At 36.1% G+C, this 22354-nt stretch carries 21 protein-coding genes; 15 read left to right on the forward strand and 6 right to left on the reverse strand.

Features of this window, described 5'->3' with window-relative positions; translation table 11 throughout:
• Positions 1 to 175: 175 nt before the first annotated feature.
• The 5 genes from A5821_RS11575 to A5821_RS11595 form a co-directional block, all read right to left on the reverse strand.
• Positions 176 to 934 carry a class II aldolase/adducin family protein gene (locus A5821_RS11575; RefSeq protein WP_010770235.1) on the reverse strand — a complete coding sequence of 253 codons (759 nt, stop codon included), beginning with the start codon at positions 932 to 934 and terminating at the stop codon, positions 176 to 178.
• A 6-nt stretch (positions 935 to 940) separates the two neighbouring features.
• Positions 941 to 1198: a hypothetical protein gene (locus A5821_RS11580; RefSeq protein ID WP_086314715.1), complete on the reverse strand. Its 258-nt coding sequence runs from the start codon at positions 1196 to 1198 to the stop codon at positions 941 to 943.
• Positions 1199 to 1224: 26 nt separating this feature from the next.
• Positions 1225 to 2580: a PTS galactitol transporter subunit IIC gene (locus tag A5821_RS11585; RefSeq protein ID WP_086314716.1), complete on the reverse strand. Its 1356-nt coding sequence runs from the start codon at positions 2578 to 2580 to the stop codon at positions 1225 to 1227.
• A 138-nt stretch (positions 2581 to 2718) separates the two neighbouring features.
• Positions 2719 to 3021 (reverse strand): PTS sugar transporter subunit IIB, encoded by a 303-nt coding sequence (locus A5821_RS11590; RefSeq protein WP_010770238.1) that lies wholly within the window; start codon positions 3019 to 3021, stop codon positions 2719 to 2721.
• Positions 3014 to 3484: a PTS sugar transporter subunit IIA gene (locus tag A5821_RS11595; protein WP_086314717.1), complete on the reverse strand. Its 471-nt coding sequence runs from the start codon at positions 3482 to 3484 to the stop codon at positions 3014 to 3016. Before A5821_RS11595 ends, A5821_RS11590 begins: the two co-directional genes overlap by 8 nt.
• Positions 3485 to 3684: 200 nt before the next feature.
• On the opposite strand from A5821_RS11595, the gene A5821_RS11600 reads away from it, so the two are divergent.
• Together A5821_RS11600 and A5821_RS11605 are read left to right on the forward strand one after the other, a co-directional pair.
• Positions 3685 to 4443, forward strand: a complete 759-nt coding sequence (locus A5821_RS11600; RefSeq protein WP_010770240.1) for a DeoR/GlpR family DNA-binding transcription regulator — start codon at positions 3685 to 3687, stop codon at positions 4441 to 4443.
• A 64-nt stretch (positions 4444 to 4507) separates the two neighbouring features.
• On the forward strand, positions 4508 to 5458 hold the full coding sequence (locus tag A5821_RS11605) for a 1-phosphofructokinase family hexose kinase (protein WP_086314718.1): 951 nt from the start codon (positions 4508 to 4510) through the stop codon (positions 5456 to 5458).
• 151 nt (positions 5459 to 5609) lie between these two features.
• Here A5821_RS11605 and A5821_RS11610 read toward each other — a convergent pair whose 3' ends face one another.
• Positions 5610 to 7004: a M24 family metallopeptidase gene (locus tag A5821_RS11610; protein WP_086314719.1), complete on the reverse strand. Its 1395-nt coding sequence runs from the start codon at positions 7002 to 7004 to the stop codon at positions 5610 to 5612.
• A gap of 286 nt (positions 7005 to 7290) precedes the next feature.
• On the opposite strand from A5821_RS11610, the gene A5821_RS11615 reads away from it, so the two are divergent.
• The 13 genes from A5821_RS11615 (at position 7291) to A5821_RS11675 (ending at position 22310) form a co-directional block, all read left to right on the forward strand.
• Complete coding sequence (locus A5821_RS11615) at positions 7291 to 8025, forward strand: LytR/AlgR family response regulator transcription factor (RefSeq protein ID WP_086314720.1); 735 nt, start codon at positions 7291 to 7293, stop codon at positions 8023 to 8025.
• Positions 8026 to 8321: 296 nt separating this feature from the next.
• A complete protein-coding gene (locus A5821_RS11620; protein ID WP_010766560.1) occupies positions 8322 to 8624 on the forward strand; it encodes a WXG100 family type VII secretion target in 303 nt (100 codons plus the stop codon).
• 71 nt (positions 8625 to 8695) lie between these two features.
• The gene (gene esaA, locus A5821_RS11625) at positions 8696 to 11992 is read left to right on the forward strand and encodes a type VII secretion protein EsaA (protein ID WP_086314721.1); all 3297 of its coding nucleotides are present in this window, start codon (positions 8696 to 8698) and stop codon (positions 11990 to 11992) included.
• Positions 11989 to 12459 (forward strand): hypothetical protein, encoded by a 471-nt coding sequence (locus A5821_RS11630; RefSeq protein WP_086314722.1) that lies wholly within the window; start codon positions 11989 to 11991, stop codon positions 12457 to 12459. The genes esaA and A5821_RS11630 overlap by 4 nt, the downstream gene beginning before the upstream one ends.
• A complete protein-coding gene (locus A5821_RS11635) occupies positions 12449 to 12706 on the forward strand; it encodes an EsaB/YukD family protein (protein ID WP_086314723.1) in 258 nt (85 codons plus the stop codon). Before A5821_RS11630 ends, A5821_RS11635 begins: the two co-directional genes overlap by 11 nt.
• A gap of 5 nt (positions 12707 to 12711) precedes the next feature.
• Entirely contained in the window at positions 12712 to 13938 is a 1227-nt protein-coding gene (gene essB, locus A5821_RS11640) for a type VII secretion protein EssB (protein ID WP_086314724.1), read from the forward strand.
• On the forward strand, positions 13939 to 18420 hold the full coding sequence (essC, locus tag A5821_RS11645; protein WP_086314725.1) for a type VII secretion protein EssC: 4482 nt from the start codon (positions 13939 to 13941) through the stop codon (positions 18418 to 18420).
• 4 nt (positions 18421 to 18424) lie between these two features.
• A complete protein-coding gene (locus A5821_RS11650) occupies positions 18425 to 18862 on the forward strand; it encodes a YwqH-like family protein (protein ID WP_086314726.1) in 438 nt (145 codons plus the stop codon).
• Positions 18863 to 18886: 24 nt separating this feature from the next.
• Complete coding sequence (locus A5821_RS11655) at positions 18887 to 19153, forward strand: TIGR04197 family type VII secretion effector (RefSeq protein WP_086314727.1); 267 nt, start codon at positions 18887 to 18889, stop codon at positions 19151 to 19153.
• A complete protein-coding gene (locus A5821_RS11660) occupies positions 19150 to 20562 on the forward strand; it encodes a T7SS effector LXG polymorphic toxin (RefSeq protein WP_086314728.1) in 1413 nt (470 codons plus the stop codon). Before A5821_RS11655 ends, A5821_RS11660 begins: the two co-directional genes overlap by 4 nt.
• A 64-nt stretch (positions 20563 to 20626) precedes the next feature.
• The gene (locus A5821_RS11665; protein WP_086314729.1) at positions 20627 to 21391 is read left to right on the forward strand and encodes a hypothetical protein; all 765 of its coding nucleotides are present in this window, start codon (positions 20627 to 20629) and stop codon (positions 21389 to 21391) included.
• Entirely contained in the window at positions 21388 to 21843 is a 456-nt protein-coding gene (locus A5821_RS11670) for a DUF5085 family protein (RefSeq protein ID WP_086314730.1), read from the forward strand. The genes A5821_RS11665 and A5821_RS11670 overlap by 4 nt, the downstream gene beginning before the upstream one ends.
• Positions 21840 to 22310 carry a DUF5085 family protein gene (locus A5821_RS11675; RefSeq protein WP_086314731.1) on the forward strand — a complete coding sequence of 157 codons (471 nt, stop codon included), beginning with the start codon at positions 21840 to 21842 and terminating at the stop codon, positions 22308 to 22310. The genes A5821_RS11670 and A5821_RS11675 overlap by 4 nt, the downstream gene beginning before the upstream one ends.
• The last annotated feature ends 44 nt before the right edge of the window (positions 22311 to 22354 follow it).

Here is a 22354-nt window from a genome sequence, read left to right on the forward strand (position 1 = left end):
GAGTCATATCCCACTCACGTGGAATCAGAATAAACGGTGGGGCAGAAGCAATTCCTTCGGAAATAAACTGAAATTACTGTGACACACATCGAGGCACGAGTTGATGTAGAACAGTACCTACTTGGTTCGAGGGATTAAACATTTCTGTTCCAACCTCGTTTCGATATTTTCCTTCTTAGTCTCCACCAGCTGTCATTTTGATTTTTTGGTTATAAATCGGTTCACGATTGATCAGATCTTCAATCGTGCCTATTTTAACCCCTTTAGAGTAGTAGCCATCCAAAATACCAAGCTTTTGGAAAATGGTTTGCTTATACGCAATCTCGGCATTCCACTCAACTGTATCCAGAATGGCTAATGCTGAATGAATAGCCTCCATCCCTGTTTCACCACCTGTTGTGATCAACACACCATGACTGTCCAACAAAAATTCATGAGGCAATGTTTTTCTCGGCATTGTCTTAATATGATTACTGACGATTTCCGCTAGCTCCTCTGAACAGTTTGGCTCAAATTCCAAGACTTCAATATATTCGACTTTTTGAGTCGCTTCGGTTAAATTAGGCATATCTAAACCACTAGTGGCCCAAAACATACTATTGGGTGCGTGAGCATGTAAAACAGATTTGATTTCAGGGTTTGCATCATATACCGCCTCATGCATATTGATTTCTCTTGTTAATCCCCCTTCTCCTGCAACGACTTTTCTTGTATGAGGTTCCACCACTAAAATCTGTGACGGGGAAACATGTCCTAAATAGGCTTGAGACATCATTGTAGGGGTCATGATAATATATTCTTTCCCCTCTTTATCCGTTGTTTTAAATGAAAAATTTCCGCCAGCAACATTGGTATTTTTACGTTCAAAAATCAATTGTACGATTTTTGCCATATCTTCTCTTTCACGTTCAAATAAAATTCTTCCATCTGCCATGATTTACTACAGCTCCTTCTTTTTTAGTAATTTACCTGTGCGGATCACTTTTTTCGCTGCTTCCTGCACCACTTGATATTCTTTATATTTTTGTTTTTTTCTATCATCATATTCCTTAAAAAGTACTGGATTTCCGTATTTATAAATGACAAAAGAAAGGAGCATGACTAGAAAATACAATGGAACGATATTGATTGATAATGCTAGTATAAACAGTAAACTATCTACAAATAGTAGGATCATCCATTTTCCTTTTTGAGTCATATCATTTGGTCCTTTCTATTCTTTATTCAATCCTTCACTTCTTCATAACGTGCGCTTGGCACAGGTTCTTTTGCCATATACTTATATAACCAAATGAACATTGCGATAAACATGATAAAACCAACAATGGCAACAACATTCAAGTTGGCCGCTTCTGCAAACAAAATTCTAAATTCTGGTCCTTCAATCGATGACCATGTTATACTGCCGCCTTTTAGATCGACTGCACCTGTTTTTTTCGCTAAACCTGTCAACACTGGCGCAAGATACGTTGCACCATATAAATAAAGCGGCGTATAAATAATGCCAAGTGTGATCATGCGGTACAAGTTTCCCCCAGTCAGTAATAATCCTCCAACTGCAATCGAATAATTGATGATGCCAGCCAAAGGCAATACTTGATTGCCTGGTAAGATCATGGCATAACCAATGAAAATCGGCACTAAGATGATCGCTGTTACCCAAATCTCAGAACGCCCTGCCAAAATGGGCCAATCTAAACCAATAAAAACTTCACGATCTTTAAAACGTTTTTTCATCATCTCTGACATCGCATCCGCCAAAGGAGAAAGAGACTGCATAAACATCTTACTAATCATCGGGAACAATGCCATCGCCGTTGCCACTTGAATCCCTAAATTCAACGAACCAGAAATCCCATACGCTGCACCAAAACCAAGCAATACACCAATAATGAATCCCATCACGCTATTTTCAGAAAAAATCCCAATCTTTGCTTTCAGTGCTGAAGTATCGGCTTTTTTATTAAAGAATGGGATTTTATCCATCACGATATTAACTGGCAGCATCAATACAGCCGAAATATTCATCAAATGGGTTACCGTCACTAAAGGAATCCCTGTTAAATCTTGAATATGCCGTTGGAACATATCGCCCATTTTTAGTTCCAAAACGACTTGAACAACAGCCGCAATGAACCCTGCAACAAGTGATCCACTGATAAAATACACCAGATACGCAGTCAACGCTTTACCCCAAACATTCCACATATCGACATTTAGTGTCTTCGTTAAATTTAATAGAAGCATAATAAAATTCACGCCTAAAACGACTGCGAAAAAAACAAATGCATAAGACCATGACCACGTAATACTCGCCGCACCCGTCCAGCCTAAATCGAGAGCTGGCAAACTGATTCCTGTATTTTTGGCCATCGCCTCAGATGCAGGGCTGACCGCATCCGACATGAAACCGATCACCATACTCATTCCTGTAAAAGCAACACCGAGTGTAACAGCTGACATAAACGCTTTTTTCAGTGGCATCCGAGCAATCAGCCCGATAATTAGGATAATCAACGGAACAAAAATAGCTGAACCAAGATTCAATATAAAATCAATCACAGATTGAAAAATCCCCATCTCTTTTACCTACCTATCTCTTTAAATTTTTGGTATGATTAGTTTGTATACTTTTTTAATTTAGAGGGTGAGAGAAAAGCATTGCTTCATTCTCACTATCTACTACGGTTCAGGTTCGTCATAACCTGAACCGCTTTTTTATTTCTTCGTATCGTTGACAATTCCTTCGTACACTTCATCAACACCCATGCCTGTCAAAAACGGCACACCCGCATACACCGAAACGCCCAGTTTCTCCGCTGCTTCAAGTACCTCATCATCAGGTTTTGCGATATAAACATAGATACTAGCACTTGGTAATTCTTGTAAAATCGATTTGTAATCCACCGCTTCTACTGGATATTCAATATTATCAGCATCAAATTGGCTTTTGATTTTTTCTGCTACAGTCGTACTTGTTGCAACACCGCTACCACACGCTACAATTAATTTTCTAGGCATTTTTAACTTCCTCCCATTGTTTCATGAATAAGTTGAATACTGCTTCATTTTCTGTTGTCGCTTTTAGCTCTGACACAAATGCTTCATTTTGAAATAAGACCATTAACTCCTGTAATAGACCAACCTGTTTTGAGGGTTCTTTGATTCCTAGGAAAAATAAATCGCTCACCTCCATTTCTTGATTATCTCCCATTTGTTTGACCTTGATCGGTTTTGTTGTTCTTACGATATATATGAAAGGCCTTTCAATATATTCCGTGTCAGAATGAGGTAAGGCAATATTGAGGTGCTCTGTGATCAAGCCTGTTGGAAACCTTTTTTCTCTTGAGGTGATCCCTTCCAAATACCCTGAATTCACGTATCCCGCTTGCTGCAATCGCCAGGCAATCAACTCAAATAATTCTTCTTCCTCTTGAACACTTACTCGTAAATCGATCAAATCTGGTTGAAACATCTGCTTCATGTCTTTGATTCCTCCTCTATACTTTTTAACACATTTAAACTTTTTATGTTCAACTTTGTAAATATATGTTAAACTTTGTTTATACAAAAAGAATACAACTTGTACAAAGGTTTGTCAACGCTTTCTTTTGATTGTTTTTTGTTCGTTTTACGTTTAAAATGTAATAGATAAACATTTTCGAACAAAAAGGGGAACATATTATGTTAAAAAGAGAGCGCCATGCGCATATTTTAGAATTACTGGAAAAAAATACGTTTATGACGGTATCCGATATCGCTGAGGAGCTGAATGTTTCTGAAATGACGATTCGCCGTGATATCAACGAATTGAGTGACTCGAACCAACTCGTTCGTCTATATGGTGGCGCACAAAAAATCGATCGAAAAAATAAGGAATTGGCCACTCATGAAAAAATCAATCTTCATATTGAGCAAAAAGAATATATCGGAAAAATCATGAATTCTTTGATCCAGGATCATCAAGTTGTTTTTGTCGGTGCAGGAACGACTATTCTATACGCGCTACCTTTTATCAAAAAACAAAATTTGATGATCGTTACAAATAGCCTGTTGGCTTTCAATTATGTGATTGAACACACGGACTATCGAATTTTGTTGACTGGAGGGGATTTCACACCTATTACGGAAGAATTTATTGGGGAACATGCGGAGAAAACATTTGAAACAATCAATATCGATATTGCTTTTGCTGCAACAAATGGCATCTACAACAATAATGTGACTACCTCAAACTATTTAGAAGGCGGCGTCCAACGGGCTGCTTTTAAAAATGCTAAGAAAAAAATTGTTGTAGCAGATAGTACAAAATTCAATGTGAGCGATGTCTATACTTTTTATAAGCTGTCTGATTTAGACTATGTAATCACCGATGATCAAATTGACGAACAGACACTTAATTTCTATCAATCTTATGGCACATTATTAAACAAAAAAAGTTAACTGGGTTTGGTCTGCTCTTTCAGAAACCCAGATTAGCTAGGTATCTGAAGGAGAGAAAACAACAATGATTCTAACAGTGACACTTAACCCATCCATGGATTCTATTTATTTTACAGACACATTTATTTTAGGCGAAATGAACCGCTGCAGTAACCCTGTAAAGGCTGTTGGCGGAAAAGGAATCAATGCAGGAAGAACAGCCGCAATTTTAGGAAGTGACGTCACAACGATGGGCGTTTTAGCTGGACTAAATGGAGAACTGATCCAATCTGCGCTTGAACTTGAACCATTTAACACAGACTTTCTTGCAATCAAGGGGGAATCGAGAAATGCTGTAACCGTTATGGACCAAGAAAAAAATCAAACTGAAATTGTCGAGTTAGGTCCTGAAATAACAGAGGAAACAGCACATCAAATAGTAAATAAAGTCATTGAGTTCTCATCTCAACAAAAAAAATGTCCTATCATTGCTCTATGCGGATCAGCCAATACGAAAAATGAACGATTGTATCAGGATTACTTACAACAACTACAGACTCAACTTGGTTCAGAAATAAAAATTCTAACAGATATTTCAGGTACGCAACTGCAATATGTTCTACAAGGGGCAACCAAACCATTTTTTATCAAACCAAATATCCACGAATTTGCAGAGTTATTGGGTATTCCTATTCGTAGTAAAAATGACGTGATTGAATATCTAAATCATCCGCTATTGCAGGGAATTCCCTTTATTCTGGTTTCTTGTGGCGGAGATGGCGCAGTGGCAAAGTATAATGAGCAGATCTTCGATGTTATTATTCCCCCAATCGACATTATCAATCCGACGGGGTCTGGAGATGCTACAGTTGGCGGCATTGCTTTCGCTATAGACCAAGGTCTTTCTATAGAAGAAACTTTGCGTTACGGGATGGCTTGTGGGATGAGTAATGCTCTTGAACAAGCAGTGGGATATGTATCTATTGAATCAGTTAAATCTTTGAAAAATAACATTCTTTTAAAAGAAATTAAGTAAATGTTTCACGTGTAACAATGACTTTTGGGAATAAAATAAAGAGAGGTTGGATCAGAAGGGGTTACTTCTGATCCAACCGTGTATTCAGATTTAGAGCCTGGGACAAAACTGATTTTTAGTTTTGTCCCAGGCTCTTCTTATTTTTTAAGTATTATTTTGTCCATCGAAAAGCCTGATCTTTCGCTAAATAAAACGGTCTTAAATAGGCCACTGTATTTGATAAAGGGATGATATCCTCACTTAAATCGATATTCAATACATCTTTGAGATAACGTTTCCTTGAGCTGATTCGTTGCCATAGCTCAGGATAATCCTCTTTTAGCTGTTTTTGTAACGTTACATCAGCCAACGCTACACATTCTTCAGCACTTACCCCTGTATACCCTGCCACAGATGGGATAATATCAATTTGCAAAATCATCCCGCTTTTCAACGTTTCCTCAGATCCTGCATAAATCGGTGAAGACATCCATTCTTCATCTGATACTAAGTGTCCAGGATTTAAGTGCCAGTGATAATCAGCTTGAGGAAAAACAGTTTCGATTGTTTGATACAGTTCTTTTCCTACCATTCCAATTTTTATCGTTTCCAACCACGTTGTAATGGCTTGATAATAAGGTTTAGCGACTCTTTCTAAATAATCTTGTTGGTTTTCTGGAAGTTGTTTCTCATTTTCTATCACAAAACCCGTGCGGCTAGACAGCCCTCCTTTATATGCCGTCGTTAAGGACAGTGGATCACCTAATTTCACTTGTTTATGGGTTGGATATACATTGCCGTATTCAAAACGCTGTCCAGTAGCAGCAATTGTCACCACGGTGTTGGTTTGACCTTCAGCAGTCAGTTCGTTGCCTAATACAGCTTCAGTTACACCTACTTCAACAGCGTCCATAGCTTTTAACATACAACTAGAAGACAAATTTGCACCATATTCATAATGGGCAATTTCATTTGCATTATTCGTCGTACGAGCACCTTTATCACCACGGATAAATAGATGCGCCGCATTTTTAAGCACTGCTTGTTCTTTTTTACTTGTTAAAAGTGCTTGGACAATAAAATAAGGCAAATCAAAATAAGACTCATTGTCTGATTCGGCTGTTGTAAACATTTTCCAACCGACTACCCCGATTTTATCTTTGTCAGACAAACCTATTTTTTCAAAAATGCGTTCTAACCTTGCTTCATTATCCATCGGTTGATTTGGTAAAGAGAATAATGGGCTATGAATCAACTGGTTCTCGATTCGAGCAACCTTCGCCATCTTCAAGTTCTCATTACCTAGAATCAGTGTACATTCTCCTGAAACATCCAACACCAGCAATCCTTCTTCAAAACGAGGAATAAAGCCAGTTAAATATTCAAAGTTCCCGCCATGTTCTTTATCTGCATAAACCACTAACGCATCGTACTCTTCTGACTTCATATTTTCCAAGACTTTTTGCTTTCTTTCACGCATTGTATCATTGGTTAAAAAAGTTGGTGCAACGTTCGTAAAAATCATTGGCTTAGCTATTTGAGCTAATTGAATTTCAGATCTTTTCATTTCATGACTTTCCTTTCAAACAACGTATTTTGGCTCTCCATCACTTTCTTTAGTGTAACAAAAAAAGACTACTAATTATATATACAACATGTCTGTCATTTCATAAATAGAGGTATTCTTTAAAAAGATTATAATATTTTATCGAAAAACGTTGTTCTGAGTAAAATTTTTGAGAATTTCTGTAATAAAAATATGCTATGATTAGAATTGATAAAAATAGAAAGTTTAAAAAATATAATGACTCTATACATACATTTTTAATCTTAAACTCAAGGGAGATGAGCTATTGAAGATTGTTTTGTGTGATAATAACCAGCGAGAAATGGGAAAAATCGAAAAATCTATAAATTTACACTTTTCTCAAAAATATGAGTTTGATTTTTTTAGCAGCGGAAAAAAATTAATCAGACATTTTAAGAAAAACGAGGCAAATTATTCTATATATTTCATTTCTATTGAGCTGAATGATATGGATAGTATTGCCTTAGCTCAACAGATACGGAAATCCGATCGAGAAGCACTGATCATCTTTGTATCTAATGATATTCAACGTATGCCGGATGTGTTTCAAGTTCACGCCTTTGATTACTTATTGAAGCCGATTGCTGATGACCGTTTATTAGAAACAATGACTAGAGCAACTAATTATTTCAATGCTATCCACGCTTACTTTGAATTTTCATTTAACCGAAAACTTATTGTATTAACAATGAATGACATCGTCTACATCGCCAAAAGTGGACGCATAGCATACATTCATACAACAGAAAAAGTTTATAAAACCTATTTAACGATGGCTGAAATAGTAGATAAGCTAAATAAAGATATATTTACCAGAATACACGGTAGCTATATTGTGAACTTAAATTATATTGTTAAGATCATCAAGAGTGAAGTATTTGTTAAACAATTTGAGAATAACATGCAACAAGATAGCCCCACCTCTTTGCCTATGAGTAGAACCTTTAAAGACAACGCAAAAGAATCATACTCGACTTTTTTAAGATTGGGTAAATCATAATTGAATCGTGCATTGTTCTCTACATTAAAGTGCTTGTAGAAATTTAGCATGTCTCTATAAAAACCTGTTATTCTTGCAGGTTTTTTATTTTTCAGACTTATAGGTAACTATAAAGACCACAAAAAGAAAAAAAATCGCCTAAAAGAAAAGTTATGATTCTATTTTTTTCGTTATTTTTTACTTAAAACTCGCAACTTATTACATTAAGTATTTATAAATCTTTTTTTATGGTAACGTTTATATAACTAGCGAGCATAATTATTGCTCCCTAAAATAACAATTTGGAGGAATGAAAAATGGCAGGCGATAGAATTAAATTATCCCCACAAGAACTTAGAACTTCTGCAACAAAATATACGGATGGTTCAAACCAAGTAAACGACATTTTACAGAAGTTACAATCTGAACAAGATACAATTCAAGGCAACTGGGAAGGTAGCGGTTTTGATAGCTTTAACGATCAATTCACTGCTTTAAAACCAAAAGTATCTGAGTTTGCTGAATTATTAGAGCAAATCAACAAACAATTAAACGAAGTTGCAAACATTGTAGAAGAAACAGACCAAAATATCTCTTCAGCAATCGGAAGAGGTCTATAAGAAACACATATCTGAGGAATAGGGAGGGCACTTGCTCCTCGCTGTTCCTCTTTTGTTTAGGAGAATGATAAATGAACAGTAAGAAACTATACTATATGTTGAAATCTGTTTGGATGGTTGTAATATTACTTATTATGCTTATATTCATGAACCGGGATTTTACTGATATTTCGGCAAAAAAAGACCAAGAAGAAGATATGCGACTAAATATTGCCTTGGTAAATGAAGATGCAGGAGTCAATAAAAATAACATAGACTATAATCTCGGTGCAGATTATGTTAAAAAAATTGAAAAAGATGTTACCTATAACTGGTTTACAGTTAGTCGAGGTATTGCCGAAAATGGCTTAAAAAATGGGACTTATAACCTACTTGTAACAATCCCCAGCAATTTTTCAAGTAAATTATTAGAATTAGACAGCGAAGCACCAGAAAAAGTTCAGGTCAACTACAAGATCAATGCAAATGGGAATGCAACATTAGAAAACGAATCAAAAAGCGTTGGGAGAAGAATCGTAAATGATTTGAATCAACAACTAGTGGATCTTTATGTTGTTAGCATTATGGACAATCTATTTACAGCACAACGAAATATTGAAAAAGTTTATGCAAATCAGACGTCATCTGTGCAGGAATTTCAAGATGTCCTGTATCAGCCAACATTAAATTTTAAAGAATATCTCCCTTCGATCACATCACAATCTAAAAGTGCGCTACAAGCCAATGATTTGTTAGCAAATACTTTAGGGAGTCACATTCAAGGGACAGATTCACTCGTTAACAGTCATAAGGACTACGCTTCTCTTTTGGAAAAACTATTGGACGAGCGGGCAAAAGGACAACTCACTTATGATGAATTCATCAAACAATTATTAGAAGCTGAAAAGACTGTAACCGCAGCAGATATAGCTGCTATGTTCAAACAACTTCAAGATACTGGTATGGATTTACAAAATGAATTCAACCCAGAAGGAATGTCCGATACAACAGTCAAACAAATGGATGCTTTAAACCAACAGCTAGCAGATGCCCGAGCTGCTGTGACAGAACAACAAGAGAAACTAACAGAGATCAGTGATAACTACTTTGACAGATACAAAGAACCCTTTTTCGCTTCCTTAGGAATCGATGAATCTAGCCGAGATCCTAAAGTCACCTTAAACGATGTCTTAAAGAAAGCAAATAAAGAATATCCGCCAAGTGATGATACTGGGTTTAACGTTGATTATAAAAAATGGATGGAAGAACGTTTAGCTTTACTGCCTTTTAGAACAATAACATTCAACTTAAACCCGCAAGACGATATTTTCAGATACACGAAAGTGCCTTACGGAGATGGACAACCATTTGCCCAATTACAAGAAAAATTTAATGATATTTCAGGCAAAGTTTTCACTCTCAATGAAAAAATCGATGAAAACAATAAGGAGAATAATCTAAAAGAACCTCATATAGAGTTTGAAATGGATCCAGAAAAAGCTTTAGACAGTCCTTATTATAAAAATTTGAAAGATGCCTACGATAATCTGACGGCCACACGAGCAGAATTATTAAAATCTAGTGAAGGTAGTTTCCAAATAAATATGGATACTACTGGTTCAAGCAGAACGATCAAGATTAACAGTATCCCAGCAGGAATCACCAATGTTCACATTTCTAGAATAGGAGCAATCGCCGTGGGCGAAGAGTATCCATTCACTGGAAGCGGTACTTACACAGTCACTTACCGATTTACAGATGAATACAACGAAACAACTTCAGCACCAACAATGAGTATTAGAGTCGGTCAACCAAAACTATCTAATGAAAGAAGTGTTCCTTTCACAGCAGAGGTAACTGAGCCTGAAACAAGTCCAGAAGAAACAACTTCTTCTTCTGAAAAAGAAGAAAGTACTGAACAGTCGCAGGACGAAATTTCTAAAAAAGTGGAAACAAAATCAATTACAAGTGAACTGGTACAATCACAATTTGCTATCGTGTGGGATCAAACTATCGATACATCAGCCTTCCTTGATGCAGATTATCAACTCAAAAAAAGACTTTACTCTGAACAAGTTGGTAAAACATTAGATCTTTACGACTCGATCAGCAGTGAACTAGCCTTTTACGAAAATTATCAATTTGAACAATTCGGCGGCTTCCTTAAATTAGATCTGACAGACGCTTTCAAAAAAATTCTTAACGAAACCTTCCTTGGCGGTGATTATAAAGTTCAAGTAGATCACCTTGAAGCCTTGAAACTAAAAGCAGATAGCCTTGAGATGCAATCGGAAGTTGTTGGAGAAAAAATGAGTACTGTTCTCAACACAACTATGGGATTAAATGAAGCCATTGGAAAACAAGCCGGACTGGTAGAAGATGGACAACAACAAATTCAAGAAGCCATCAGTTCAGAAAGCAAAATCAGCTCTTGGAACAGCCAAACAGATTCAGAAATCGGATCTGCTAAATCAACATTAGAATCACTCTTACAACAATCACAAGCTGTCAAAGAAGCATCCGAAATGAATGTCAAAGAAGCAGAAACGGTGAAATCTGTCTTCACTTCTTTCGACCAAGAAGTCAACACTGCTCAAAAAAATGGTGAAGAACTTTCAACCAACGCTGACGTGATTATGGCCAACTTAAATGATGAACTAGCAAACAATAACGACTTCGTTTCAGCCTTCATCAAAGTTCTTAGCAATGCTCAAAAAGACGGCGTACCAAATAACACGTTGCTGCAATTTATCGCTAATCCTGTTCATGGAAAATCAGAAGCAACAATCAAAACAACGGAAGTCAACGAACCATTTACATGGATTTTGATCATGTATACCTTAAGCTTATTTATTGCCTATCTCTTTGCGACACAACCAGTCGTTAGAAAAGTCAAAGATAAGTTCAAGCGGGAACAATTATGGTTTAAAGACAATATTATGGAAACAGCTCTTCTTGGCTTAAGCGCCATTGGTATTGGATTGATCTTAGGCATGCTAAGCATTAGTGAATTATCGATCGTAAAAGAATCTCAAATCGTTTGGGTCATGATGGTCGTACTCTTTATGCTGATCTTCTCCCTGCTCAACCACTATGCGTTGAAGCAATTCCATATCGCAGGGTTTGGATTTAGTTTATTCCTATTTATCAGTTATGTATTTGTCACCAATGCCATCGGTAAAACCAAAGGAAACAACCCAATGGTGGACATGATTCGATCTATCAACCCACTGTCGATCGGCGAAAACAATTTAGCCGATATCCTAGCTAGAAACGCCTTGAATGTTGTTCATATTATTCTATATGTACTAGCGATTACTGCTCTCTTTGCGTTTAACATTTTCATTTGGAAACCAAGAAGAAAAGTAAAGGAAGTGGCAAAAAAATGAAGAAACTACTGTTCTTAGTTGCATTAGGAATAGGAATCCTTTCTTTTACTGAAACGACATATGCCAAAGAAACATTATTAGATAACAACCTAGACCTAAAAACAGATCGTCTAAATCAAGACCAAATCGATAACGGAAAAGCCCAAAGCTTTATTGCGGAAGACCGTTTATTCGAAACAGAAATGATTGAAAAAGTCACACATGCAAAAAAAGTTGAAACCAAACAACGACAAGAAGAAGAAGCACAATTCTTTTTGACTAAAATACCCAAAGTAAAAGCAAATGATCATACGCAGTTATTTACAGCAAATGAAACCAATCACGCAGCAGTCAAAAAAGAAGAAACTGTCAACGCAGTTTCTTCTCCTCCTGCGTTATTTCCATTAATACTAGGTTTGCTATTGGTCACAGTTGTAACACTAGTGTTGTATCACAACAGAAAAAGAGGTCAGCAAAATGGCAGATAACCAAGAACATATCAACATTACCTTGTTGTACCAAGGAAACAAGGATAAACAAATGGATTTGAGAATCCCAAAAAACATTACTGTTTACCGCTTTATTCGGGAATTGAACCAAATATTTGGGAAAGAAAAAACATTGAAAAAATACCAACTCAAAGTGTTGAACAAAGGAATCCTTTTAGATGAAGAACAAAAGCTAAAAGATTGGGCAATCACTAACGGAGACATAATCGAAATATTGGGAGAGTAAAATAGATGGAGACAACGAAAAAAACAGACGTAATCATTGAAAAACACACATATGAATTTAACAAAACAGCAGAAAATTGGACGCTTGCCTTAAGAAAATCGGAAGTTCAAGTCCATGAAGAAAAAGACTTGGCTTTACTTAAAGTCGCTCACCCCTTATTGATGGATACGAGCATCTATTGGGAAGAAGATGCCGTGACATTTACTTATGAACTACCGAAAGAGCGTATCACTTTTGATGAATTAAAAGCCGCTTCTAAAGAAGAAAAACTACGCGCCATGGCAAATATGGCCGCAATCGAACAATTATTAGATTTACCATTAACCTTCTTTATTCATCCAGAAAATATTTTATTTGATTACAACTTATTACCAAAAGTCGCTTATCGAGGATTAGAAGGCAAAATGCCGCCAAAAGTCACAAATAACGAATTACTTTTAAGACAATACAAAAGCTTGATTGTGGCTTTATTTGAAAAGAAACAAGATTTTTCAAAGCTCTATGAAGGACAACTAGAAATCAAAAAAGGCTCCGAATTTATTCAAACGATTCTAAAAAAAGAAAGCTTTGAAGAAATCAGACAATACCTTGTTGAAAGCTATGATCATACAGTAGAACGCACAAAAAAAACCATAAAAAAAGTCAGCAAAACAAAATTCCAAGTCATGAAACAACTATCGATTTGGATGACTGTTTTATCCGTCTTTTTAGTCGTTCCTTTAGCTTACCTGCTCTTTTTCCGCTTGCCATTTTTAGATCGTATGCAAGACACTGACACTGCCTTCTTGAAAAATGACTATGAAGCTGTGATCACAACCTTGGAACCTGTTAAGACAGCTAAAATTCCATTTACGCAAAAATACGAATTAGCCTTTAGCTTCATTCAAGGAGAAGCCTTACAAGAGCAACAGAAAAAAGTCATTTTAAACAATGTAACACTACGTTCTGACGAAAATTATTTAGATTACTGGATCGAAAACGGTCGTGGAAACCTTGATGAAGCCCTAGATGTAGCGAAAAACTTGGAAGATTCTGATTTGATTTTATATGGTATCACGCAAAAAATCGAACAAGTTCGAAAAGATACGAAAATGACTGGAACTGAAAAAGAAGAAACAATCGGCAAATTAGAAGCCGACTATAAGAAATACAAAGAAAAACGTGACGAAAGTGTAAATGCTGCAGCAGAAGCAGAAAAGACACAAGGATCGACTGCTCAGGAGGGAAATTAGATGACCAAGACACAAGCCATCATCTACCTTCAAGGCTATCGCTATCAATTGACCCTTGATGAAGAAAAAGTTCAACAGATTGGTCCCGACAATCAAGCAGCACTTCACTTGCCATTGTTACCAGAAACAGATGCTTTTACGATCGAAAATAAAGAGGACAAATGGGTGTTGACGCACCAAGATACTGAACATGTCTTAAATTTTGCTACACCTCTCTCCTTCTCTTTATCAGATGAACAAGAAGTGACTGTTATTTTAGCACCTGAGACGAAGCTCCATATCTTCGATCTATTAGACAAAAAAGAAATCATTTTAAGCACCGATAAAGGCGCAACCCTTGAATTACCAAATGATCATTTAGCTGAGCCACTTTCTGCTATCTTGAAAAAACAAGATGATCAGTGGGCTTTGACACGTATCTCCGGTGAATTAATGATCAACAACCAGTTATTTACCGAGACCGACTATGTATTGCACAAAGGAGACGAGCTGTCTTTCTTACACCACACGTTGAAGATCTTTACGCATGAAATCCATGCCACAGAAGGCACGATCGTGAAATCTGATCTATGCGAAATCTACAACTCTCGTTACGATGTCTATGAAGATTACCCAGATTTCCACCGTTCACCGCGGATCATTTACCGTGAACCAGAAGAAAAAATGATGATCAATGCACCAAGTGAACCAAACAATAAACAACAAGACCAACTGATCAAAACGATTTTACCACCGATCGTGATGTTGATGGTGACAGTTGCGATGGCCTTTTTCAGACCGAACGGGTTATTCGTATTAGCCAGTGCAGCAACGACCTTGATCACGATTATTTTCTCGATCACGAATTACTTCAAAACGAAAAAAGAACACAAACAAAGTTTGATCGACCGTGAAGTGAGCTATAAAAAATATTTAGTCGATAAATCGGTAGAATTGCACCAACTGAATCAAGAACAAAAACAAGGACAACTCTATCACTATCCAAACGTTTCCGAATTATTGGATATGACAAAAACCTATAGCCCAAGAATTTACGAAAAAACGCCGTTGCACTTTGACTTCCTCTTCTATCGTTTAGGATTGGGAACATTGCAATCGTCAAGTGAGATTACGTATTCTAACAAAGAACGTGGGAAAGAAACGGATGATTTAGAAAAAAGTGGGTATGAGCTCTATACGAAGAGTTTAGAGCTGGAAGATATGCCGATTGTTGCCAATTTAGTTAATGGACCTGTTGGGTATATCGGTCCTAGAAACTTAGTATTAGAACAGCTTCATTTATTGGTCAACCAGTTATCTGTGTTCCATAGTTACCATGATTTACAGTTTATCTCGATTTTCCCAGAATCAGAAAAAGACCAATGGGAATGGATGCGTTGGTTGCCTCATGCGACGATGCAGGATGTCAATGTACGTGGCTTTGTCTATAACCAACGGAGCCGTGACCAAGTCTTGAATAGTTTGAATCAAATTTTGAAAAACCGAAAAAATTCCATGGAAGAAAACCGTAATAGCCGTGATAGTACCATCTTCTCCCCTCATTATGTGGTGATGATCACCGATGAGAAGTTGATTTTGGATCATGTGATCATGGAATTCTTTAATGAAGATCCGAGTGAATTAGGGTGTAGTGTAATTTTCGTGGAAGATGTTATGAGTAGTTTATCCGATAATATCAAAACGGTTATCGATATCCGTGACCGCAATACTGGGGTTCTCTTGTTGGAAGAAGGCAAATTGATGAACAAGTCGTTCCAATTGGATCACTTCCCTGCTGAATTTAACAAAGAACAATTGCCACGTTTGTTGGCACCATTGAATCACTTACAGAACTTGAAATCAAGTATTCCTGAAGCTGTTACTTTCCTAGAAATGTACGGCATCGAGAAATTCGAGGAATTTAATGTGACCCAACGTTGGGCTGAACATTCTCCACATAAAACCTTAGCTGTGCCGCTTGGTTTACGTGGAAAAGACGATATTGTCTACTTGAACTTACATGAAAAAGCCCACGGGCCTCATGGGTTAGTCGCTGGGACAACAGGTTCTGGTAAATCTGAGATCGTGCAGAGTTATATTTTGAGTTTAGCCGTGAATTTCCATCCTTATGATGTAGCCTTCCTACTGATTGACTACAAAGGTGGAGGAATGGCGAACCTGTTCCGTAATCTCCCTCACTTATTAGGGAGTATTACCAACCTAGATGGCGCTCAAAGTATGCGTGCCTTAATCTCGATCAATGCCGAGCTAAAACGCCGTCAGCGCCTTTTCTCAGAGAATAACGTGAATCATATCAATCAGTATCAAAAATTATATAAAAACGGCGATGTTTCTGAACCAATGCCTCACCTCTTCCTAATTTCGGATGAGTTTGCGGAATTGAAATCAGAACAGCCTGAGTTTATGAAGGAACTTGTTTCCACTGCTCGTATTGGGCGTTCACTAGGAATCCACTTGATTCTTGCGACGCAAAAGCCAAGTGGTGTGGTCAATGATCAAATCTGGAGTAACTCGAAGTTTAAACTAGCGTTGAAAGTGGCGGATAAAGCCGATTCGATGGAAATGTTGAAAACACCAGATGCGGCGGAAATTACTCAAGCTGGGCGTGCCTACTTGCAAGTTGGGAATAATGAGATTTATGAATTGTTCCAAAGTGCTTGGAGTGGTGCGGATTATCAGCCTGAAAAAGATGACCAACAGATTGAGGATCATACGATTTACCTTGTGAATGATTTAGGTCAGTATGAAATCCTAAGTGAAGATTTAAGTGGACTTGAAAATGCGGATGATGTGAAACAGATTCCGACTGAACTGGATGCCATTATTGATGGGATTCATGAAGTAGCTGAACGTGAGAATATCACCCCACTTCCACGTCCTTGGTTACCGCCGTTGGAAGAACGGATTGCTTCTTCTACCCTTCATCCAGTCAACTTTAGAGAAGAATGGTTGACGGAGAAACAGCCGCTTGAACCTGTTTTGGGTGTGGTAGATGTGCCGAGTATGCAGGCGCAGAATACGTTGCGTTTGAATATGACGCAAGAAGGTCATATGACGGTGTTTAGTAGTCCTGGTTATGGTAAGAGTACGTTTATGCAGACCGTTGTAATGGATTTGGCGAGAGTGCATAGTCCTGAAAGATTGAATGTTTACTTGCTTGATTTTGGGACGAATGGACTTCTGCCGTTGAAGAAATTACCGCATGTGGCAGATACGATGAGTATTGATGAAGAAGAGAAAATTGAGAAGTTTGCGAGACGGATTAATGATGAGTTGAAACGACGGAAGAAATTGTTGAGTGAGTTTTCTGTGGCAAGTTTGGATATGTATGAACGTGCTAGTGGGAAAGAAGAACCGATCATTCTTATCTTGTTAGATGGATTTGAAGGATTGAAAGATGCGAAGTTCAATGAAATTCTTGAAAAAGTCATTACTCAAGTAGCTCGTGAAGGTGCTGGGATTGGGGTTCATTTACTTCTTTCTGCAGGTAGACAAAACTCTCTGAAAGCCATCCTTTCAAGTAATATCAAGACACAAATTGTGTTGAAAATGATCGACGATAGTGAACCAAGAGCCATCGTTGGACGGACAACATTGACCATTGATGATTTACCTGGGCGTGGGTTGATTAAGTTGGACGAACCTGAACTGTTCCAAGCAGCATTACCAGCTGATGGTGAAGATACACTACAGATCATCGAAGCAATTCAAGAAGAAGTTAACCAGATGGATCAACATTGGACAGGTGAAAGACCTGAACCGATTCCGATGGTTCCTGAAATACTTTACTTTGAAGAATTTAAACAGAAAAAACAAGTCCAAGAGCTTTCACTAAGAGGAATACTACCATTAGGTGTAGATTTTGAAGAAGTTCAACCAGTTGCTATTAATTTAGATGATTCTGGCCATTTGTCAGTGATGGGTGAGTCAAATAATACTTTCATGCCATTAAAACGTTCTATTCTCTCAAGCATGGAGCTTTTAACTGGAAATATGCAAACGATGGTTATTGATACAGGAAAAATTACAGATGGAATAAACCTGAATGTTAATACTTATATATCCAAAGAAGAAAATATCAAACAAATGAAGCCTTTAATATTGCAAGAAATTCAAAATCAAGTAGCTGAAAAACAAACGCCTAAAAGAATAATATACATTACAGATATTGAAAAATTTATTGAGTTAGTTGACTTGACTGAAGATGAATTAAAACTTCTTTTACAAGTAAATGAAATAAACAACATTCACTTCATATTGGCTGGATCCCACCAATATATGGCACGTACTAGAATTGGATTACCACGTTTGTTTAAAGAATTAGTAAAAACTGCTATTTTCCCTATGCGTATCTCCGATCAAGAATATATTGAAAAGCCATATATTTCAAGAGAACCAGAATTAGAAAAAAATGCTGCTCATTATAGTGTAGATAAACAATTTATAAAAATAAAGTTTGCTGTGTCTGAAAAGGAGGAATAATTTTATGACAACTGATGCTAAAGAAAAAGCACAAAAAGCGGCGATGCGAACTCAACTCCGCATACAATTAAATACTGAAACTTTACATTTAAATACTTTAAAAACAGAAAAATCTACTTTGGAAGCAAAAATAAAAAAATTAGAAACAGCAATTAAAAATATTCAATCTTCTAAAGAGACTTTTGATTCTAGTAGTACTACCTTAGGTAGTACTACTATAGAAAGCTCGTTTTGGCAAGGTGAAAATGCAACCAAAGCAAATACAGAATACTCTACTATAAAAGAAAATACTACTACTGCTAAAACAAAAATAGAAGACGGCTTACAAAAAATAGAAGATAAACTAACTGAATTAGAAGAAGAATTAATTGAACTAGAATCTAGGGTAGTTAATCAAGAAGCATCGGTTGCTGACCTAGCAAATCTATTAGCAACTATATAAATTAGACATAAGAAGGTGAAGTAAATGGGAGATAAGATAAAATTTGATCCAAAGGAATTTGAAGACAAAATCAGTAAATTCTCAACGGGAGGGACAGATCTGTCTATGGATGTTACAGACTCTATTTCTGAAACTGATATAGAACCCTACACTTCTTTTAAGACCGTTCAACAATCTTTGAGCCAATTTTTAGGAACTTATCAGTCTTTGATTGAATCTGATATCACACAAATGAAAAGTATCGGTGCAGCATTAGTAGAAACTGATAAAAGAATAGGAGGTAAAAAATGACAACTGTAAAAATTAGTGAAGTCCAAGATTGGAGCAATAACCTCTCTACTTTTACAACTGAATTTTCTGGAAAACTTGACACATTAAAAGAAGCCTCAAATGGTTTAGCCACACTAGAATCATTTGACGGGAACGGCGCAGGATCTGTTAAAAACTATTTAAAAGATACACATTCAAAATTAGCAGAAAGCTATAAAGAAGCTGTCTCATCCTTCTCTGATGAAGTAAAACGATCATTAACAGATTTTTCAAGTCAAGTAGATAATTCAGGGGATTGTGTTATAAAAAAAAGCGAGATTGAAACTTTCAAAACAACCGTTGAAACACAATACAAATCTGTAAAAACAAGTTTAAAAACAATTAATACAGAATTTTCAAACGTTAGTAGTATTTGCTCAGTATCTAAAATAGAGTTGACAGAAGCTAATGAAGCTTGGACAGAGTTAAAAAAGATTATTAAAACGATGTTTGAAGATTTACAAACCTTTGAAAGTAGCTTTTCTGGTGTATTATCAATATTTTCTACACAACTAGATGGGTTAAATCAAGTTAGTCAAACAATGGGGCAAATTGGTGAAGTAGGCTTGAATAACTACAATGCTAAAAATTTTAGTAAACTTAATGATGTTTGGGGAAATCTAGACATTTTAAAAGATGGATACAAATTAGGTAAGGGACTAAAATTTTTTGAGCAATGCATAAAAGATGGTAGCCTAGTATTAGTAGAAAATGCAAATGGACAAAAAATATGGAAAGTTACTACTAAAAAATTATATGATATGATAAATACTACACGACGTCCGTGGAGATCTGGTAGTCAATTTAGATATGTTAGCGAATGGAATGGAACTTTTAAGTCGGGAACAATGGGATTATTTGAAGAGAAATTTCAATTACCTAATACTCATCCTGCATATTTAAAGCCAGGTGGACTTAAAAATTCCGTTAAAGGAATTGGAAGTGCTACTTGGAAAGGAGCACTTGATGATTTCAAGCCAAGTAGTTTCAAAGGGCTAAATAACTTAGGAAGAGGTCTTTTTATTGCAAATGTCGGTATGTCTGCATGGGATAATTTTAGTGATGCTCATAATGATCCTAGCTTGACCACTACTGAGGCTAATTTTGCAGGAGCAGTCAATACTGCGACTGATGTAGCTATAGGTGGTGCAACATGGGCGGGTTCTATGGCTACTGCTGCAGCGATTGGTACCGCCATATGTCCAGGAGGTGGAACTGTTGCAGCTGTAGCTGTTACTGCTGGGGCAATAGGAATATCAATAGGTGTTAACTGGGTGTTAGATAAGACAGGAATAAAAGATACTGTAAAAGATATAGGCAAAGGAGCTGTAAAAGCTGTATCAGGAGGCTTAAATTGGGCAGGAAAAAAACTTGGTAGTTTCTTTTCTTAATAAGAATGAACTACGGGTTTTCTGATAAATTTTGTTTGATAAAATCACAAGAAGAGGAAAAAATATGTTAAAAAAACTAAGCTTAAAACAATTTGATGAAAAACAGTTAGATAGATGGGGAGCTGCTATTCAATTTGGAAGTACTGATAAGAAACGACTAGCAACTTTGCATTTAGCTCTATATTTTTTAGGAGTAATATTAATGTTAGGAATTTTAATTATCCCTTCTAGATACGACTTTCAATTAGGATGGATAGAACGGATATCTTTTGTATTGACCCTAGGTCTATTTATTTATATGGCCATATTATTAATATTAAATAGACAATCAGTACCTTCTCCTAAAGCTGAAATCTATAATACTTTAAGCTTAGGAATTGGCTCTATTTGGGTAGTCTTGTTCTTTTTTAATCTATTTTTACTCATGTCAAACGTATTTTTTTCTGAAAATAAATATAATAAATGGTTTATAGTATATAAAGAAAGATTTGCCACTATAACTACTATATTATTCTTATTCCTAATTGTAGTCTTATTTATAGGCTATTCCTATGACATTGTTCATAGAACAAAAAAAGGAAAACTAAAAAAATTAACTGAAAAAGATAAAAAAGAAGGTGAAAAACTTACAAGTTATGCATCTATAGGAGCAGTCCTAGGTATTGTTATAATGAAATTACTTACACCAGGAGAATCTTTTCTAGCCATAATCATGTTACTTCTTTCTTATTTACTCATTTTTTTCGTACCAAGGATATTTATTTTAACCTATTTAAAAATTAGATTTCCAGAGAAATATTTAACTAGCAGAATGGAGAATGAACATTGAAAATAGAGCAACGGCCACTATACATGAAGAACTTAATTAATTTTTCAAGAGAAATTTTACCAAAGGAATGGGAAACTGGTCTAAATACATTACAAGTTCTGGAATTGAACGAAGGCCTGTACCAATCTGGTCCATTATTCTTTTCTATAAAAGATATTCAAGATCATGAAGAAAAATCCTTTACATTTTATATGCCAATAAATTGGGCAACTGAGATTCCGCCTGAATTGGATTCATTAACTTTCACAGAAGAATTATCAATTCGAAACGCAGTAATGTTACGACAAGCTGATAATGAGGACAACTTTCTTGCAGCAAGAGAAAAAATTGAACAATATGCAAAAGAAAATCAAATAACTTTAGAAGACACTTCTTATGTTATTTGCACAGATGTTTTTGGAGAATACGTATTAGATATCTACATTCCCATAAAGGATGTGTCAATAAAATGATTGTGGAAGGGCAAAAAATAGAATACAGAAATATAATATCAAAATATTATACTTTTATTCCAACTGAAATGCAGTTAGCCATAGATGATTTTTTCGAAACAATTAGAGAGAATAAATTAACACCAAATGGTTCTTTTTTCTACTCCATTAATACCTATAACCAAAAAGATACTTCAGAACCCATATTGGCTGAATTCTTTCTCCCAGTTCAAGAGAATAATGTGGAAATAGATATGGAAATTTTAAATTTCCGAACCTACTTTGCTGTTTCTGATATGATTATGACACGAATTGATCATGATTTTGAAAATAAAACTCTAGAAAGTTACGGTAAGTTATTAGAGTATACAGACAAACAAGGTATGGAATTAACTGCTCCATTTTTCCATCTTTTAAAAATTATGGATGATATAAGCTATCTGCAAATTTATTTAGGTGCGACAAGAATCTTTGAGTATCAAAAATAATCATTAAATTAAAGAGAGTATCAAACAAATCTCAAATAATTTGT

Origin of the sequence: Enterococcus sp. 7F3_DIV0205, assembly GCF_002141365.2 — a bacterium.
In the GTDB taxonomy this organism is placed as follows: Bacteria; Bacillota; Bacilli; order Lactobacillales; family Enterococcaceae; genus Enterococcus_L; species Enterococcus_L palustris.

Excerpts from the sequence above, each read along its gene's own strand:
- A5821_RS11610 (WP_086314719.1), bottom strand. The coding sequence starts at position 7,004 with ATGAAAAGATCTGAAATTCAATTAGCTCAAATAGCTAAGCCAATGATT.
- essC (WP_086314725.1), top strand. The coding sequence starts at position 13,939 with ATGACCAAGACACAAGCCATCATCTACCTTCAAGGCTATCGCTATCAA.
- A5821_RS11575 (WP_010770235.1), bottom strand. The coding sequence starts at position 934 with ATGGCAGATGGAAGAATTTTATTTGAACGTGAAAGAGAAGATATGGCA.
- A5821_RS11605 (WP_086314718.1), top strand. The coding sequence starts at position 4,508 with ATGATTCTAACAGTGACACTTAACCCATCCATGGATTCTATTTATTTT.
- A5821_RS11650 (WP_086314726.1), top strand. The coding sequence starts at position 18,425 with ATGACAACTGATGCTAAAGAAAAAGCACAAAAAGCGGCGATGCGAACT.
- essB (WP_086314724.1), top strand. The coding sequence starts at position 12,712 with ATGGAGACAACGAAAAAAACAGACGTAATCATTGAAAAACACACATAT.
- A5821_RS11600 (WP_010770240.1), top strand. The coding sequence starts at position 3,685 with ATGTTAAAAAGAGAGCGCCATGCGCATATTTTAGAATTACTGGAAAAA.
- A5821_RS11655 (WP_086314727.1), top strand. The coding sequence starts at position 18,887 with ATGGGAGATAAGATAAAATTTGATCCAAAGGAATTTGAAGACAAAATC.
- A5821_RS11590 (WP_010770238.1), bottom strand. The coding sequence starts at position 3,021 with ATGCCTAGAAAATTAATTGTAGCGTGTGGTAGCGGTGTTGCAACAAGT.
- A5821_RS11630 (WP_086314722.1), top strand. The coding sequence starts at position 11,989 with ATGAAGAAACTACTGTTCTTAGTTGCATTAGGAATAGGAATCCTTTCT.
- A5821_RS11675 (WP_086314731.1), top strand. The coding sequence starts at position 21,840 with ATGATTGTGGAAGGGCAAAAAATAGAATACAGAAATATAATATCAAAA.
- A5821_RS11585 (WP_086314716.1), bottom strand. The coding sequence starts at position 2,580 with ATGGGGATTTTTCAATCTGTGATTGATTTTATATTGAATCTTGGTTCA.
- A5821_RS11665 (WP_086314729.1), top strand. The coding sequence starts at position 20,627 with ATGTTAAAAAAACTAAGCTTAAAACAATTTGATGAAAAACAGTTAGAT.
- A5821_RS11635 (WP_086314723.1), top strand. The coding sequence starts at position 12,449 with ATGGCAGATAACCAAGAACATATCAACATTACCTTGTTGTACCAAGGA.
- A5821_RS11580 (WP_086314715.1), bottom strand. The coding sequence starts at position 1,198 with ATGACTCAAAAAGGAAAATGGATGATCCTACTATTTGTAGATAGTTTA.
- esaA (WP_086314721.1), top strand. The coding sequence starts at position 8,696 with ATGAACAGTAAGAAACTATACTATATGTTGAAATCTGTTTGGATGGTT.
- A5821_RS11620 (WP_010766560.1), top strand. The coding sequence starts at position 8,322 with ATGGCAGGCGATAGAATTAAATTATCCCCACAAGAACTTAGAACTTCT.
- A5821_RS11595 (WP_086314717.1), bottom strand. The coding sequence starts at position 3,484 with ATGAAGCAGATGTTTCAACCAGATTTGATCGATTTACGAGTAAGTGTT.
- A5821_RS11660 (WP_086314728.1), top strand. The coding sequence starts at position 19,150 with ATGACAACTGTAAAAATTAGTGAAGTCCAAGATTGGAGCAATAACCTC.